This window comes from Flavobacterium sp. XS2P24 (assembly GCF_030010285.1).
GTDB lineage: Bacteria > Bacteroidota > Bacteroidia > Flavobacteriales > Flavobacteriaceae > Flavobacterium > Flavobacterium algoritolerans.
The window spans coordinates 78,663-93,071 of record NZ_JASCRU010000004.1; the positions used below are offsets into that span (position 1 = coordinate 78,663).

At 34.0% G+C, this 14,409-nt stretch carries 19 protein-coding genes and 1 tRNA gene; 13 read left to right on the plus strand and 7 right to left on the minus strand.

Annotated features, from left to right (window positions below; translation table 11 throughout):
- Window positions 1-113: 113 nt before the first annotated feature.
- The 8 genes from QLS31_RS04735 to QLS31_RS04770 all read left to right on the plus strand — a co-directional run bounded on the left by QLS31_RS04735 (window position 114) and on the right by QLS31_RS04770 (window position 6,644).
- The gene (locus tag QLS31_RS04735; protein WP_282742923.1) at window positions 114-1,010 is read left to right on the plus strand and encodes a DMT family transporter; all 897 of its coding nucleotides are present in this window, start codon (window positions 114-116) and stop codon (window positions 1,008-1,010) included.
- A gap of 68 nt (window positions 1,011-1,078) precedes the next feature.
- The gene (locus tag QLS31_RS04740; RefSeq protein ID WP_099713317.1) at window positions 1,079-1,432 is read left to right on the plus strand and encodes a DoxX family protein; all 354 of its coding nucleotides are present in this window, start codon (window positions 1,079-1,081) and stop codon (window positions 1,430-1,432) included.
- A 4-nt stretch (window positions 1,433-1,436) separates the two neighbouring features.
- On the plus strand, window positions 1,437-2,045 hold the full coding sequence (locus tag QLS31_RS04745) for an alpha-ketoglutarate-dependent dioxygenase AlkB (RefSeq protein WP_282742924.1): 609 nt from the start codon (window positions 1,437-1,439) through the stop codon (window positions 2,043-2,045).
- A gap of 45 nt (window positions 2,046-2,090) precedes the next feature.
- Window positions 2,091-2,918, plus strand: coding sequence for a sterol desaturase family protein (locus QLS31_RS04750; protein WP_282742925.1), 828 nt, complete (start codon window positions 2,091-2,093; stop codon window positions 2,916-2,918).
- Between the two features lie 118 nt (window positions 2,919-3,036).
- Window positions 3,037-3,315, plus strand: coding sequence for a DUF2805 domain-containing protein (locus tag QLS31_RS04755; RefSeq protein ID WP_035670363.1), 279 nt, complete (start codon window positions 3,037-3,039; stop codon window positions 3,313-3,315).
- 64 nt (window positions 3,316-3,379) lie between these two features.
- Window positions 3,380-3,721, plus strand: coding sequence for a hypothetical protein (locus QLS31_RS04760; protein WP_282742926.1), 342 nt, complete (start codon window positions 3,380-3,382; stop codon window positions 3,719-3,721).
- A 120-nt stretch (window positions 3,722-3,841) separates the two neighbouring features.
- The gene (locus tag QLS31_RS04765) at window positions 3,842-5,710 is read left to right on the plus strand and encodes a peptidase M61 (protein ID WP_282742927.1); all 1,869 of its coding nucleotides are present in this window, start codon (window positions 3,842-3,844) and stop codon (window positions 5,708-5,710) included.
- 223 nt (window positions 5,711-5,933) lie between these two features.
- On the plus strand, window positions 5,934-6,644 hold the full coding sequence (locus QLS31_RS04770; RefSeq protein ID WP_099713322.1) for a DUF4369 domain-containing protein: 711 nt from the start codon (window positions 5,934-5,936) through the stop codon (window positions 6,642-6,644).
- Between the two features lie 150 nt (window positions 6,645-6,794).
- Here QLS31_RS04770 and QLS31_RS04775 read toward each other — a convergent pair whose 3' ends face one another.
- The 7 genes from QLS31_RS04775 to idi form a co-directional block, all read right to left on the minus strand.
- On the minus strand, window positions 6,795-7,259 hold the full coding sequence (locus tag QLS31_RS04775; RefSeq protein WP_282742928.1) for a hypothetical protein: 465 nt from the start codon (window positions 7,257-7,259) through the stop codon (window positions 6,795-6,797).
- A 128-nt stretch (window positions 7,260-7,387) separates the two neighbouring features.
- A tRNA-Thr gene (locus QLS31_RS04780) sits at window positions 7,388-7,461 on the minus strand.
- Window positions 7,462-7,539: 78 nt separating this feature from the next.
- Complete coding sequence (locus tag QLS31_RS04785; RefSeq protein WP_099713324.1) at window positions 7,540-7,806, minus strand: hypothetical protein; 267 nt, start codon at window positions 7,804-7,806, stop codon at window positions 7,540-7,542.
- A 68-nt stretch (window positions 7,807-7,874) separates the two neighbouring features.
- Window positions 7,875-8,837 carry a type I phosphomannose isomerase catalytic subunit gene (locus tag QLS31_RS04790; protein WP_282742929.1) on the minus strand — a complete coding sequence of 321 codons (963 nt, stop codon included), beginning with the start codon at window positions 8,835-8,837 and terminating at the stop codon, window positions 7,875-7,877.
- Between the two features lie 149 nt (window positions 8,838-8,986).
- The gene (locus QLS31_RS04795; RefSeq protein ID WP_282742930.1) at window positions 8,987-9,442 is read right to left on the minus strand and encodes a peroxiredoxin; all 456 of its coding nucleotides are present in this window, start codon (window positions 9,440-9,442) and stop codon (window positions 8,987-8,989) included.
- Complete coding sequence (locus tag QLS31_RS04800) at window positions 9,443-9,853, minus strand: 6-carboxytetrahydropterin synthase (protein ID WP_099713327.1); 411 nt, start codon at window positions 9,851-9,853, stop codon at window positions 9,443-9,445.
- Window positions 9,854-9,955: 102 nt separating this feature from the next.
- Window positions 9,956-10,483, minus strand: coding sequence for an isopentenyl-diphosphate Delta-isomerase (gene idi, locus QLS31_RS04805; RefSeq protein WP_099713328.1), 528 nt, complete (start codon window positions 10,481-10,483; stop codon window positions 9,956-9,958).
- Between the two features lie 167 nt (window positions 10,484-10,650).
- Between idi and QLS31_RS04810 the strand changes: the two genes are divergently transcribed.
- The 5 genes from QLS31_RS04810 (at window position 10,651) to QLS31_RS04830 (ending at window position 14,365) form a co-directional block, all read left to right on the plus strand.
- Window positions 10,651-11,112, plus strand: a complete 462-nt coding sequence (locus QLS31_RS04810) for a GNAT family N-acetyltransferase (RefSeq protein WP_282742931.1) — start codon at window positions 10,651-10,653, stop codon at window positions 11,110-11,112.
- 138 nt (window positions 11,113-11,250) lie between these two features.
- Window positions 11,251-11,811 (plus strand): peptide-methionine (R)-S-oxide reductase MsrB, encoded by a 561-nt coding sequence (gene msrB / locus QLS31_RS04815; protein WP_282742932.1) that lies wholly within the window; start codon window positions 11,251-11,253, stop codon window positions 11,809-11,811.
- A 19-nt stretch (window positions 11,812-11,830) separates the two neighbouring features.
- Entirely contained in the window at window positions 11,831-12,457 is a 627-nt protein-coding gene (msrA, locus tag QLS31_RS04820; RefSeq protein WP_282717849.1) for a peptide-methionine (S)-S-oxide reductase MsrA, read from the plus strand.
- Between the two features lie 182 nt (window positions 12,458-12,639).
- Window positions 12,640-13,980, plus strand: coding sequence for an amidohydrolase (locus QLS31_RS04825; protein WP_282742933.1), 1,341 nt, complete (start codon window positions 12,640-12,642; stop codon window positions 13,978-13,980).
- Window positions 13,981-14,152: 172 nt separating this feature from the next.
- Window positions 14,153-14,365: an SHOCT domain-containing protein gene (locus tag QLS31_RS04830; protein WP_099713332.1), complete on the plus strand. Its 213-nt coding sequence runs from the start codon at window positions 14,153-14,155 to the stop codon at window positions 14,363-14,365.
- The last annotated feature ends 44 nt before the right edge of the window (window positions 14,366-14,409 follow it).

Here is a 14,409-nt window from a genome sequence, read left to right on the forward strand (position 1 = left end):
CTCATTGCGAAGCATAATCAAACCAGAATAACTGTCTCAAATATTTACTCCTAATTTATACCTCATAACTAGGAACTAAACCCTATCTTTGCCCGCTTTTTAAAAATGAAAAAATGATAAAGAATAGTGTATTAAAAGGAGTTTTCTTGGTAGGTCTTGGCGCAACAAGTTATGGAATGTTGGCTACTTTTGTAAAAATAGCCTACGGCGAAGGGTTCACCACACCTGAAGTTACCATTGCACAATTTGTATATGGAATCACGGGAATGCTGCTGATTAATCTGTTTCAAAAAGCTAAAAAAGGAAATGACGTTGTAAAAGCAACTAAGAAAAACATCACTCAATTAATGCTTGCCGGAACTTCTCTGGGAATGACGAGTATTTTTTATTACTTGGCAGTAAAATACATTCCTGTTTCTATTGCTATCGTTTTATTGATGCAAACCGTTTGGATGGGCGTTTTATTCGAAATGATTTTAGAAAAGAAAATACCTTCCACTCAAAAAATAGTTTCCGTAGCCATTGTGTTAATCGGAACCGCACTTGCCACAAATCTTATTCAAAGCAAAGTAGAATTAGACTGGCGCGGTATCGTTTTAGGGCTTTTATCTGCTGCTTCCTTTACCACAACTATGTTTACCGCTAATCGTGTGGCAACACATGTTTCTTCGGCGCAACGAAGTTTGTATATGTTACTTGGTGGAGCAATAATCGTATTTGGATTTGCAATTGCGACACAAACAACCCCTTTTAATTTTGAGATTTTCATGAAATGGGGAATCATACTGGCTCTTTTTGGAACTATAATTCCACCTTTATTGTTCAATGCCGGTTTTCCACTTACAGGAATTGGGTTAGGAAGTATTGTATCTGCGCTGGAACTTCCCGTATCCGTACTGATGGCTTACTTTCTTTTGAATGAAAACGTGAATCTAATCCAATGGATTGGAATTATTTTAATCATCCTGGCAATTGTGATTATGAATGTCAACTTCAAGAAAAGGACTTAATTTCTATTTAAAAACATTTGTACTCATTTCATTAAAATTTTTATAAATTCGTGATAAATAACTTTATTATGAATTTACCTTGGCATTTATATGTGATGGCTTTTGTTTACTTTATTGCAGGATTAAACCATTTCAGAAACCCGAGACTGTATCTAAAAATCATTCCTCCTTATTTTCCGAATCCAAAATTATTAAACCACATCAGCGGTTTAGCAGAAATATTTCTGGGAATTGCGCTCTGTATTCCGCTACTTTCAAACTATGCTGCTTGGGGAGTTATTGCTTTATTGATGGCTATTTTCCCAACGCATCTCTATATGTATTTCGATGAAAAAGCAAGAATGGGTTTGCCAAAATGGGTTTTGCTTTTGCGAATGCCATTACAATTAGTTCTCATTTTCTGGGCCTACCAATACACATAAACCATTGAAATCACTGTTTCAATCTACATCCGACCCCATATTCCTTGACTTGCCAGACGCTGAAATCATCTATTATCCTCAGTTCTTTGACAAAGAGCAAGCCGATATTATTTTTGCAGAATTGGTAAAAGAAATTCCTTGGCAACAAGATGATATTCGGGTGTACGGAAAAACTCATCCGCAACCTCGCCTGACCGCTTTATTTGGAAACGAAGGAAAACCCTATTCGTATTCAAATATAACCATGCAACCACATCCTTGGAATTTACTTTTGCAAAAGCTAAAAATAGAAATTGAAAATGTTACAGATGTAAATTTCACAACCGTTTTACTCAATCAGTATCGTGACGGAAAAGACAGTAACGGCTGGCACGCAGATAACGAGAACGAATTAGGAATAAATCCTGTAATTGCTTCAGTGAGTTTTGGTGCGGAGCGTACGTTTCAACTGAAACATAATTTAGACAAAGACCTAAAAAAAAGTATCGTTCTGCAACACGGAAGTTTATTAATAATGAAAGGAACAACGCAGCACTATTGGAAACATCAAATTCCAAAAACTGCAAAACCCATTGGTGCCAGAATAAATGGTACCTTTCGGGTAATCAAATAATTATTTTCAATAAAAATTATTAAATTTGAAATAAATACTCCAATTATGAATGATATTATTGCTTATTTTTCTACCATTCCATCATCACACCGAAGCTTAATTCTTGTGGGTGGAATCACTTTTTTTTGGTTAATAGAAAATGCTTTTCCACTTTTTAACTTCACGTATAAAAAATGGCATCATGCGGGTATTAATATCTTTATGACGTTTACCACAATAGTAGTCAACTTTTGTTTGGCGTTTATTTTATTAAAATCAGCCGATTGGACAATTGCCAATAATTTTGGAATTTTACAATGGCTGCCAGAAATGCCTTTGTGGCTTTACGCATTAATTGGATTACTTTTATTGGATTTAATTGGTGCTTATCTAGTACATTTAGTGGAACATAAAACTAAATTTTTATGGCGTTTTCATTTGATACATCACACCGATACTTGGATTGACACCACAACTGCAAACAGGCATCATCCTGGAGAAAGTGTAATCCGTTTTACGTTTACAGCAATGGGTGTTTTAATTATTGGAAGTCCCATGTGGATGGTTTTCCTGTACCAAACGTTATCCGTTGTGGCAACGCAATTCAATCATGCTAATATTTCGCTTCCAAAAAGAGTAGATACTATTTTGAGTTATTTTATCGTTTCTCCAGATATGCATAAAGTACACCATCACTATATTTTGCCGTATACGGATAGTAATTATGGAAATATATTTTCAATTTGGGACAGGCTTTTTGGAACCTTCATGACGCTTCCAAAAGAAGAAATCATTTATGGAATCGACACGCATCCGAAACCTGAAGAGCACAATGAATTAAAAAATTTATTAAAAATACCCTTTCAAAAACAATCTTTGAAGGAAAACAGTTAAAAAGTGTAAAAAAAATGGCCTTTTGAGAAAAAGTAATTATTTTTTTTCTTAATATTGGATGTAATTAAAAATGCAATTTATTAATCATTAACAACTTATTTGAATTAATTTTCACGTGATGAAAAAGAGTAACCGTAAAGAATTGAACTGGGAGCAAACAGAAAAACTTGTTACATTGGCTTTAGAAGAAAAAAATCCTTTTGAAATCATCAAAAAAGAATTTGGTTTAGCCGAAAAAGAGGTTCTTGAAATCATGAAAAAGAAAATGCCCGCAGAAAAATTTGAAATGTGGAAAAAGAAAGCGACTGCAAACAAACCAAAACCAAAACCAGTTAAGATTGATGATTTTGATGAAGATTTGGATGGAAAATATTATATAAAAAACAAATTAGACTAGAAATAAAACTCCTGATGTTCGGGAGTTTTTGTTTTTATGCCTACTAACTTTTGCAAACTCAACAATGGTTTCAGTAACATCAAAAGACAATATTTTTATTTTTGAAATAAAAGGTTGGCACAAAATCTGGGCACTAGAAAGCAAAATTACAATCCCGAAAGAAAAAATTCTTGAAGCCTATCAAAACAAAAAAGAGTTTACTTTTTGGAAAGGTCTTAGGATGCCAGGTACTGAAATTCCTGGTTTTATAACCGCAGGAACATTTTATAAAAAAGGCAGGAATTTTTGGGATGTAATGAATAAAAAGAAAGCCATAATAGTCGCACTAGACAATCATTATTACAAAAAACTCATCATTGAAGTTGAAAATCCAGAAGTAGTAATGAATCAATTAAACACTAAATAAAATCTATTTTATTCCAAAATCTGTTTTAAACAACAAAAAATTTAAAAATAGTTTCTAGTCCCTATAAATTGTAACAATTCTACAATTTGAAAGACTAACATTAAAATAAAACAACACAAAATGAAAAGAATATTTTTTACACTCGCATTTGCATCGGTTCTTTTGAGCTGTAAAACTGCCAGTACTTCAACTAATGACTCGAAATCTGTTACCGATATAGTAAAAGTTGCTATTAATTTGAATGAAGTAAAAGAGGACAAAGTAATTGTCACGATTACTGCCCCGAAAATCAGCACGGATGAAGTAACATACAGCATTCCTAAAATTGTTCCCGGAACCTACTCTGTAGATGATTATGGAAAATACATCGAAGATTTTAAAGCATTTGACAGTAAAGGAAGTGTATTAGCAGTAACTAAAACAGATGATAACACTTGGAATATTAAAAATGCAAAAACGTTAGTAAAAATAACTTATTTGGTAAACGACACATTTGACACCGAAAAAGGCGGTGGTTTTGGTCAAAATGATATTTTTTCTCCAGCAGGAACAAACATTGATGCAGGAAAAAACTTTATGCTTAACATGCACGGTTTTGCAGGTTATTTTCAAGACAAAAAAGACCTTCCGTACACTGTAAGTATTTTGCATCCAGAAACGCTTTGGGGAGCAACCTCAATGACTGATCAAGATGCAAGCGCCACTAACGATGTGTTTACGACATCTCGTTATGCTGAATTAGTTGAAAATCCTATCATGTATGCTAAACCGGACTATACTACTTTTACGGTTGATGGTATGGAAATACTGATTGGCGTATATTCCCCTACTGGAAAAGTGACTGCAGAAAGCATCACTCCGGAGATGAAAACGATGATGACCGCTCAAAAAACATTTTTAGGAAAAATCAATGCTACAAAAAAATATAGCGTTTTATTGTATTTATCAAGTATGACACCTACTGATGCCAAAGGATTTGGAGCATTAGAACACCCTACCGCTACAACTGTTGTCTTACCGGAAATGATGCCAAAAGAAGAATTAGTTAAATCAATGAAAGATGTGGTTTCACATGAATTCTTTCATATTGTAACACCGCTTACGGTTCATTCTAAAGAGATTCATTATTTTGATTACAACACGCCTAAAATGTCAGAACATTTATGGATGTATGAAGGTGTGACGGAATATTTCGCCAATCTTTTTCAGATCAATCAAGGGTTAATTACTGAAGAAGAGTTTTATACGCGTATGTCAGAAAAAATTGAGCATGCAAATGCCATGAATGACACGATGCCTTTTACAACAATGAGTGCTAATGTATTGACAGAACCATACAAAGCACAATACTTGAACGTATATGAAAAAGGAGCACTTATTGGAATGTGTTTGGATATTATAATAAGAGAAAAAAGCAATGGCGAAAGAGGAATTCTTGATTTGATGCAAAAATTATCCAATGAATATGGTGCATCAAAACCATTTAATGACAATGAACTTTTTGCCAAAATAACTTCATTTACCTATCCTGAAGTGGGAACTTTTTTAAGCACGTACGTATCTGGTCCAACTCCAATTCCTTACGAAACTTATTTGGCTAAAGTTGGCGTTACTAAATCCATAGAGAAAGTACCCGGAAATGTGTTCATTAAAGGGCAATCACCATACATCACCGTGAATCAGCAAACTAAAGAAATCATTGTGATTCCAAACATGGAATTGAATGTTTTTTTTACAAATTTAGGGCTTAAAGGAGGAGATATTTTGGTATCGATTAATGAAAAACCATATTCATTGGATAACATTTATGACATGATTACCGAAAGTGACAACTGGAAAGAAAACGATGCTATTACCGTAAAAATAAAACGTGACGGTAAGGAACAAATAATCAAAGGAAAGGTGAAATTCCCTTATGAAGACAAAGAAGGTCTTAAGGTTACTGATCCATCTAAAACTGCTTTGAAAGAAGCTTGGTTGAAATCATAAATTCAAAAATAATTCCAAAAATCCCAATTTAGAAATAGATTGGGATTTTTTTTGTGAAATTTGAATGCGTTAGCAAAATCATTCCAACAATTTTCTTTATTTTGCGCAAAAATATAAACACCAATGAAATCGTTACGATTCAAATCCGATCCCGAAGTTTCGGGACGGGACAAATCATAAAAATGACGGTACCAAGTTCTAAAAAAACAAATTTTAACTTCACATGAAAAAATCAATTATTGCATTCGTTACGCTTATCCTATTGGCATCTTGTAACAAGAATGAGTCAAAAACTAATTTACACATTACCGGAAATATCAAAGGATTAAAAAAAGGAACTTTGTATATCCAAAGAGTTGTTGACACTACACTAGTAGCCATTGACACTATCAACATCGATGGAAGCTCTTCATTTGAAAGTAATTTGGACCTAAAGTCTCCTGAAATGCTTTATTTATTCTTAGACAGAGGCGTGAGCAATTCTTTAGACAATAATTTACCATTCTTTGCTGAGCCAGGAAACATAACTATTGAAACGAGTTTAGACCGTTATTTATCTGATGCCAAAATTAAAGGATCAAAAAATCAGGAAATATTTGAAGAATATAAAAAAATCAACACCCGTTTCACAGATGAAAATCTTTCTTTGATTGAGCAAAAATTTAATGCTATCAAAAGTCAAAACACACAAAAAATAGATAGTTTAAGTGCAAGACAGGATTCTAACATCAAAAGAAAATATTTGTTTGCTACTAATTTTGCATTAAACAACAGAAAATTTGAGGTTGCGCCTTATATCGCATTATCTGAAATCTATGATATTAATATCAAATATTTAGATACGATTCAAAAATCAATGTCTCCTAAAGTCGCACAATCGCTTTACGGCAAAAAATTAACGGAATACATTACCAGCATCAAGAACCAAAAATAAACAGTTCTAAAAGCTACATGCTGTTCCATAATTAGAATAAAAAAAATCATCTTGTTGTACAGCAAGATGATTTTTTTGTTTTATGAAGAAATATAATAACGATTAAGCCTAACTGAACGAAACCTCATCGTTACCTGATATAAAAGCTATTTAAGCATTATTAAAAGCCATTCCACCAACAATCATTCCTACAAACATTAAAAGATACAGAGAGAAAATAACCAGAGTCATAATCCCAATAAATTTGTAATGTGATTTCAGATATCTTAAAGAAGTAGTCAAAGTTTCAGAATCGTTGTTATTAAACGCTGCTTTGGCATTAGATGCAAATTTATTCAAGTAATATACCGGAAAGAAATAAAGTGCCGCAATAAGCAAATAAACGACTGCCATCACTATTCCAAAAGAGGAACCCATCATTCCCATTGCTGGATTCATTTTCCCCATAGTAGAAAATAATGTACCCGCAAATAAAGCTGCAAAAACGATAAAACCAATTCCTATGTAACCAAGAATTGATAAAAAATAAGCCCATTTTGCCGCTTCTTTCAAAAAGTCTTTTGCAGACTCATTTAATTTCATTTCAAAATTTTCAATAACTGAATGCTCTTCCATAATTTAATGTTTAGGTTAGATACCAAATTTAACAAAAAAATTATTACGTTCCATTAAAACGGAATTCAATTCGCATTTTTACCAAAAACAAAAAACCACTTAACAAAAGTTAAGTGGTTTTATTAAAGAGCCGGCGGAGGGACTCGAACCCACGACCTGCTGATTACAAATCAGCTGCTCTAGCCAACTGAGCTACGCTGGCGACTCATTACGGGTGCAAATATAAGTCTGAATTTCTATTTTCCAAAACAAATTCAAACTTTTTTCGCTTTTTTTTTGACTACAATTCGTTGATTTTAGCAATCAATTGATTTGCAGTTTGTTCCAATTCAACATTGATTTGTTTGAAGTGTGCTTTTTTATTTTCTACTTTTTTTGCATTCACTTTAGTGATTAAAGCGTCAAAAGCAGCGATAGCTTCATCAATTAAATCATTAGTTTCAGTTGTTGGTTTTCCTGTTGTAGAAATTTCGAACAAGTAAACTGCTTCAATAATATCTCCTAAAACGTAGTTGATGTCTTTTTTTAAATTCTTAACGTTTGCCATTTTTATTTTTTTAAAATTTGAATTTTAATTTGCGTCTGCAAAAGTACACATAATCTTTCTATTACCGACTATGAAATGTAAATTTCTAAAATTGAAGCTTTTCCATTGAGAATGAATGCATTCAAAGCGGCAGGAATCAAAACAGTATCTCCTTTTTTATATTGCAATTTTGAATTATTGTATTCCAGTTCAAATGTTCCCTCTGTACACATATATACAGTAAATGTTTTTCCTGATTTAGAAACCGAAATTTCTCCGTCTAACGGAATAAAATTAGTCGTAAAATAAGGACAGTCAACAATTTGGTTTGAATCGTTTATGTTCTTTGTGTACTCTTTTTTAGTTTCTACTTTGTTATAATTAATGGCGTCCAAAGCCAAATCAACATGCAATTCTCTTGTGTTACCATTAGCATCTACCCTGTCAAAATCATAGAGACGATACGTAATATCCGAAGTTTGTTGAATCTCAGCAACTACCAATCCGGCACCAATTGCGTGAACCGTTCCAGTTTCTAAAAAGAAAACATCACCTGATTTTACTTTTACATCATCAAGAATAGAAAGTAAGGTTTTGTTTTCTAGATTTTCTAAATACTCACTGGCATTCGATTTTTCTTTGAAACCTACAATAATTCTGGCATCATCATCTGCTTGCATGATGTACCACATTTCGGTTTTACCAAAAGAATTATGGCGTTTTTTAGCCAACTCATCATTAGGATGTACTTGTATGGACAAGTCTTCACGAGCATCTAAATACTTGAAAAGCAACGGAAATTGTTTTCCAAATCTGGCATGAACTTCCGTTCCTAATATTTCATCCGGAGAATCATTGATAATTTCAGTCAATGATTTCCCTTTCCATTCTCCGTTAGCAACAACACTTATATCTCCTTCAACTGTAGACAACTCCCAACTTTCCCCTGTAATTGTTGACGTAATTGGTTTGTTAAGTAATGTTTTAAGTTTTTCACCTCCCCAAATTCTTTCTTTTAAAATGGGTTCAAATTGTAATGGATAAAATTTCATTTAAATGTGCGATTTTGATTTACAAATGTATAAAATCAATATTTTTTTACAAAAGTACGCTATTGTTTAATCCTTAGGGAAGATTTATGACCGTAAAATAACTACTGAATACAAATTAAGATAAAACAAATGCATAATATAAAATCCTATCATACTAATTTCTTTATGGCTTGTAGTGCTTTTGGAATGTGTTTGGTTGCTAGTACACTATCAAATATCATTTGAATGACTCCATTTTTATCAGTTACATACGTAACTCGTCCTGGGAGTAGTCCAAACAATCCTGAAGGAACTCCAAAAAGGGTTTTGATTTTTTTATCATTGTCTGACAAAAGAATAAAAGGTAGTTTATACTGTTCACTGAACTGTTGATGTGAACTGACGCTATCACTACTAATTCCTATTACATCAGCGCCCAAGTCTTTGAAATCCTCGTATTGATCTCTAAAACTGCATGCCTCAGCAGTGCATCCCGGAGTATTATCTTTTGGATAAAAATAAATAACGAGAGGTTTTTTCCCAACAATGTTTTGACTGTCAAAATCATTGCCGTTTGCATCTTTTGCTTTGAAATTAGGGATAATATCACCTACTTTTAGTCCCATTTATTGACCTTTATAGGTTACAAAATTTCGTGGTGTTTCATAAAGAACAACTTCCAATTCAAATTCTGGCTTGATTCTTTTTCTGATTTTATTCCAAATTACTACAACAATATTTTCGGCTGTTGGATTCAAATCCTGAAATTCAGGCACGTCAATATTTAGGTTTTTGTGGTCAAATTGATCCTCAACATCCTCTTTAATAATATCACTCAAGAATTTCACATCCATCACATAACCTGTTTCCGGATCAATTTCGCCGGTTACACTCACTATCAATTCATAGTTATGGCCGTGAAAATTAGGATTATTGCACTTGCCGAAAATAGCATCGTTTTGCTCGAAAGTCCAATCTTTCCTGTATAATCTGTGTGCCGCATTAAAATGGGCTTTTCGTGAAATGGTAACTTTCATAATTTCAGATTTTAGTCCCGAAGCTTCGGGATCAGATTTCTCAAAGTGACGAAATCTAAAGTCTTTTAATGTTACTATATTTTTGAACTATTTTTTACAATTCTATATTTTGTGTTCCTCAAGAAAATGATAAAACTCGTCGAAAATAATCTTGAACCAAACGGTATATAACTCTGGATGCACTTCCATATCTTCTTTAACAGCGTCAATTTTCATCCACTTCCAGTCTTCTACTTCTTCCAAGTTGATTTTCGGCGCATCATTATAATAACCAATCATGACATGATCCAGCTCGTGCTCAGTCAAACCATTATCAAAAGGAGCCTTGTATATAAAATGAAAAAGTTCTTTGAGCTCTGTTTTGAAACCCATTTCTTCAAATAACCTGCGGCTTCCTGCTTGAATATTTGTTTCGCCCTCGCGCTGATGACTACAACAGGTATTGGTCCAAAGCAAAGGAGAATGGTATTTTTGATGTGCCCGCTGCTGCAACATGATTTCATTTTTACTGTTTAAAACAAAAACTGAAAAAGCACGGTGCAAAACCGCTTTTTCATGTGCTTCGAGCTTAGGCATCAATCCTATTTGCTCATCATTTTGGTTAACTAATATTACATTTTCTTCTAGCATATAAATCTATTACTGGTCAAAAATACAAAAAAGATAATTAGGGACGGGGGCTTTAACGTTCTGTTTCGATTTGTTGAAGCGGAATTATTTTAAGGCTGTCCAAATAAAATTGACGCTCTCCTTTTAAAGATTCTTTTGTATTTTTATGACAAATTATAAATAACATAATGCAAACTATAACCATCCGAAAAGCTCATCCAAACGATTTAGAAAAACTCCTTGAATTCGAACAGGGAATTATTACTGCCGAACGTCCATTTGACCCTACTTTAAAAGCAGAAAAAACACATTATTATGATATTGAAAAAATGATTTCAGCACCACATATAGAAGTATTAGTTGCTGAAATTGATTCGGAGCTTATAGGTTCCGGATATGCGCGAATAGAGACTGCAAAGCCTTATTTGAATCACCTGAACTACGCCTATTTAGGTTTCATGTACACTGATGCTAATCACAGAGGAAAAGGAGTAAACGCTAAAATTATCCAAGCGCTCAAAAACTGGTGCAACCTTCAGGACGTATTCGAAATCAGGTTGGATGTATACAATGACAATGCTTCCGCGATTAAGGCGTATGAGAAAGCAGGCTTCAAAAAACACCTTATCAATATGCGAATGATTTCATAATAATAAGGTTTTGTTAATTCTAAATCCAGAACTGTCTTTTACCCGTAAATAACGATAGTTAAATAACTATTAATTTGCAATGTAGACGACATTTTTTGATTCAAAAGCGCTTTACATTTGTACTATAAAAAGAAAATTATGAGAACAACAAGCCGTTTTTTAAGCATATTATTTTTGCTCCCTTTATTTATGTTCACTGCCTGTGGACAAACGACAAACAAAAAAGACAGCACAAAAAAATCTATAGCAATGGGCAATTTTATCAACAAACCCGGAAATCCGTATTATTCCAATACAGACACGACAAAACTTAATGTTAGTGATGCCGAATGGAAAAAGGTTTTACCGGAAGACGTCTATGAAGTAACCCGTAATGCTGACACGGAGAGACCTTTTACAGGGAAGTATTGGGACACGGATGAAAAAGGAACTTATTATTGTGCCGCCTGTGGCAATAAATTATTTCGTTCTGGCGCAAAATTTTCAAGCAATTGTGGCTGGCCAAGCTTTTTTGAACAAGACAACAAGAACAGTGTTATTTACAAAACCGACAATTCTCTTGGAATGGAAAGAATTGAAGCCCTTTGCGGAAGATGCAACGGTCATTTAGGACATCTTTTTGACGATGGACCTGCTCCAACGGGAAAAAGATACTGTATGAATTCTATCGCACTTGACTTTATTCCTGATACTAAATAAAAATAAATCTAATCTACATATGAAAAATATATTTTTAATAGTGCTATTGACTTCATTTGGCATGTTTGGACAAAACAGCGCAATTGATAAAACCAAAAAACAATCCAATTTTGAAACTATTACATTGGCCGGCGGTTGTTACTGGTGCGTTGAAGCCGTTTATGAAAATCTAATTGGAGTAAAATCGGCGGTATCAGGATACGCAGGCGGGAAAATCGCAAATCCTACTTATGAGGATGTTTCTACCGGAAGATCCGGTTATGCCGAAGTAGTTCAGATTACCTACGATAAAAAAGTAACAAATCTGGATGAGATTTTCAAAGTTTTCTTTACAGTTCATGACCCAACCACATTAAACCGACAAGGTGCTGATGTAGGAACACAGTATCGTTCGGCGATTTTTTATAAAAATGAAGCACAGAAAAAGGCGGCGCAAACGATCATCGCTGCAATGAAAAAAGCTGGAATTTATGACAGTCCGATAGTTACAACATTGGAACCGTTGACTAAATTTTACAAAGCCGAAGACTACCATCAGAATTATTATGCCAACAATAAAAGCCAACCGTATTGTCAAATGGTAATTCAACCCAAAATGGAAAAATTTGAAAAGCTTTTTAAAAGCCGATTAAAGAAGAAAAAATAAATTATCAAACTATCGCCTTGTTACTGCAAACAAGGCGATTTTTTTTTACATCTTACTTAAAGCAAGATACTTTGCACACTATTTTAAAATTACTGCAAGGCAAAATATTTTTGCTATATTTGTTTTGACTGACCGTATTTACCTCTAAAATAGCTTGAATTTCATTTGAAATAATTGCTGTTATGGAACCAAATTTTACACCACAACCAATGAAAAAAATTATTCTTTTTACAGGATTATTCACTTTTTCCCTTTTTACTTCTGCGCAAAATGCAGCACTAAAATCTAAGATTGCTCAAAAGGCAGCTTCTTTAGAATCCAAAGTTATTACGTGGCGTAGAGACTTTCACCAAAACCCGGAATTAGGAAACAGAGAATTCAAAACTGCCGAAAAAATAGCAGCACACCTGCGTTCTCTTGGAATTGAGGTACAAACCGGAGTAGGAAAAACTGGAGTTGTTGGCATTCTAAGAGGAGGAAAACCAGGTCCGGTTGTTGCCCTAAGAGCTGATATTGATGCATTACCTGTAAAAGAACGAGTAGACATTCCTTTTGCTTCCAAAGCAGAAGGCGAATACAATGGCAACATAGTTCCTATCATGCACGCTTGTGGGCACGATACGCATATTGCAATTTTAATGGGAACTGCCGAAATTCTAGCATCTGTAAAAGACGACTTAAAAGGAACCGTTAAATTCATTTTTCAGCCTGCCGAAGAAGGACCGCCTGAAGGTGAAGAAGGAGGAGCAGAATTGATGATAAAAGAAGGCGTTCTTACTAATCCCAAAGTAGATGTTATTTTCGGATTACATATTAATGCCCAGACAGAAGTTGGCACAATAAAGTACCGTCCAAAAGGTACAATGGCAGCATCCGATTGGTTTAAAATAAAAATAATGGGTAAACAAACGCATGGTGCTTATCCGTGGCTTGGTATTGACCCAATTGTTACCGCTTCTCAGATTATAATGGGATTACAAACCATTGTTAGCCGAAATGTAAACATAACAGAATCAGCTGCAGTTGTAAGCGTTGGACAAATAAATGCAGGGGTACGAAGTAATGTGATTCCGGAGGAACTTACAATGAATGGCACCATTCGTTCTCTGGACAGCAAAGTACAGCAAATGGTTCATTCCAGAATAAAACAAATTGCAACGGCAATAGCCGAAAGTGCAGGAGCCACTGCCGATGTGAGTATAACCAACAAAACGGCTATTACCTACAACGACCCATCATTGACCGAAAAAATGGTCCCTACATTAGAAGCCCTTGCTGGCAAAGAGAATGTTCTACTGACTCCTGCGGTTACAGGTGCCGAAGATTTTTCATTTTATCAGGAAAAAATACCGGGTCTTTATTTCTTTTTGGGAGGTGCTCCTAAAGGCAAGCCAACATCAGAAACTGCTCCACATCATACTCCTGATTTTTATATTGATGAAAGCGGTTTTATGTTAGGAATGAAAGCAATGTCTGACTTGACTATAGATTATATGGAAATGAATACTAAAAAAAATAAGTAATTATATCAGTAAATGCATTAACGAAGTAATGCCAATTGATAATCAATAACAAAACAAGAAAAATAGAAAAAACGCCTCACTACAATGAGGCGTTTTTTTAATGGAATTACTTGAATTACCGTGCTGAAATTCATATATTTATATTGATTTTCAACAACTTAAAAACAACACCATGTATAACGGACATCATTTCGGTGGAATGCATTTTTTCTGGTGGATTTTTTGGATCATCATCCTCATTTGGGTATTTGTATCTCCTTATAACTTTCTTGGTCAGCGAACAAAAAAGGAAACTTCATTGGATATTCTGAAAAAAAGATTTGCCAAAGGAGAAATTACAAAAGAAGAGTTTGAAGAAAAAAAGAAATTTCTTGAAGATAATTAAAACAAAAAACAAACTTCTTTATGCCTTTTTAAACACATCCATTG

Excerpts from the sequence above, each read along its gene's own strand:
- QLS31_RS04800 (WP_099713327.1), bottom strand. The coding sequence starts at position 9,853 with ATGAAAGTTACCATTTCACGAAAAGCCCATTTTAATGCGGCACACAGA.
- QLS31_RS04735 (WP_282742923.1), top strand. The coding sequence starts at position 114 with ATGATAAAGAATAGTGTATTAAAAGGAGTTTTCTTGGTAGGTCTTGGC.
- idi (WP_099713328.1), bottom strand. The coding sequence starts at position 10,483 with ATGCTAGAAGAAAATGTAATATTAGTTAACCAAAATGATGAGCAAATA.
- QLS31_RS04750 (WP_282742925.1), top strand. The coding sequence starts at position 2,091 with ATGAATGATATTATTGCTTATTTTTCTACCATTCCATCATCACACCGA.
- QLS31_RS04810 (WP_282742931.1), top strand. The coding sequence starts at position 10,651 with ATGCAAACTATAACCATCCGAAAAGCTCATCCAAACGATTTAGAAAAA.
- QLS31_RS04830 (WP_099713332.1), top strand. The coding sequence starts at position 14,153 with ATGTATAACGGACATCATTTCGGTGGAATGCATTTTTTCTGGTGGATT.
- QLS31_RS04755 (WP_035670363.1), top strand. The coding sequence starts at position 3,037 with ATGAAAAAGAGTAACCGTAAAGAATTGAACTGGGAGCAAACAGAAAAA.
- msrA (WP_282717849.1), top strand. The coding sequence starts at position 11,831 with ATGAAAAATATATTTTTAATAGTGCTATTGACTTCATTTGGCATGTTT.
- QLS31_RS04825 (WP_282742933.1), top strand. The coding sequence starts at position 12,640 with ATGGAACCAAATTTTACACCACAACCAATGAAAAAAATTATTCTTTTT.
- msrB (WP_282742932.1), top strand. The coding sequence starts at position 11,251 with ATGAGAACAACAAGCCGTTTTTTAAGCATATTATTTTTGCTCCCTTTA.
- QLS31_RS04760 (WP_282742926.1), top strand. The coding sequence starts at position 3,380 with ATGGTTTCAGTAACATCAAAAGACAATATTTTTATTTTTGAAATAAAA.
- QLS31_RS04785 (WP_099713324.1), bottom strand. The coding sequence starts at position 7,806 with ATGGCAAACGTTAAGAATTTAAAAAAAGACATCAACTACGTTTTAGGA.
- QLS31_RS04775 (WP_282742928.1), bottom strand. The coding sequence starts at position 7,259 with ATGGAAGAGCATTCAGTTATTGAAAATTTTGAAATGAAATTAAATGAG.
- QLS31_RS04795 (WP_282742930.1), bottom strand. The coding sequence starts at position 9,442 with ATGGGACTAAAAGTAGGTGATATTATCCCTAATTTCAAAGCAAAAGAT.
- QLS31_RS04765 (WP_282742927.1), top strand. The coding sequence starts at position 3,842 with ATGAAAAGAATATTTTTTACACTCGCATTTGCATCGGTTCTTTTGAGC.
- QLS31_RS04770 (WP_099713322.1), top strand. The coding sequence starts at position 5,934 with ATGAAAAAATCAATTATTGCATTCGTTACGCTTATCCTATTGGCATCT.
- QLS31_RS04790 (WP_282742929.1), bottom strand. The coding sequence starts at position 8,837 with ATGAAATTTTATCCATTACAATTTGAACCCATTTTAAAAGAAAGAATT.
- QLS31_RS04740 (WP_099713317.1), top strand. The coding sequence starts at position 1,079 with ATGAATTTACCTTGGCATTTATATGTGATGGCTTTTGTTTACTTTATT.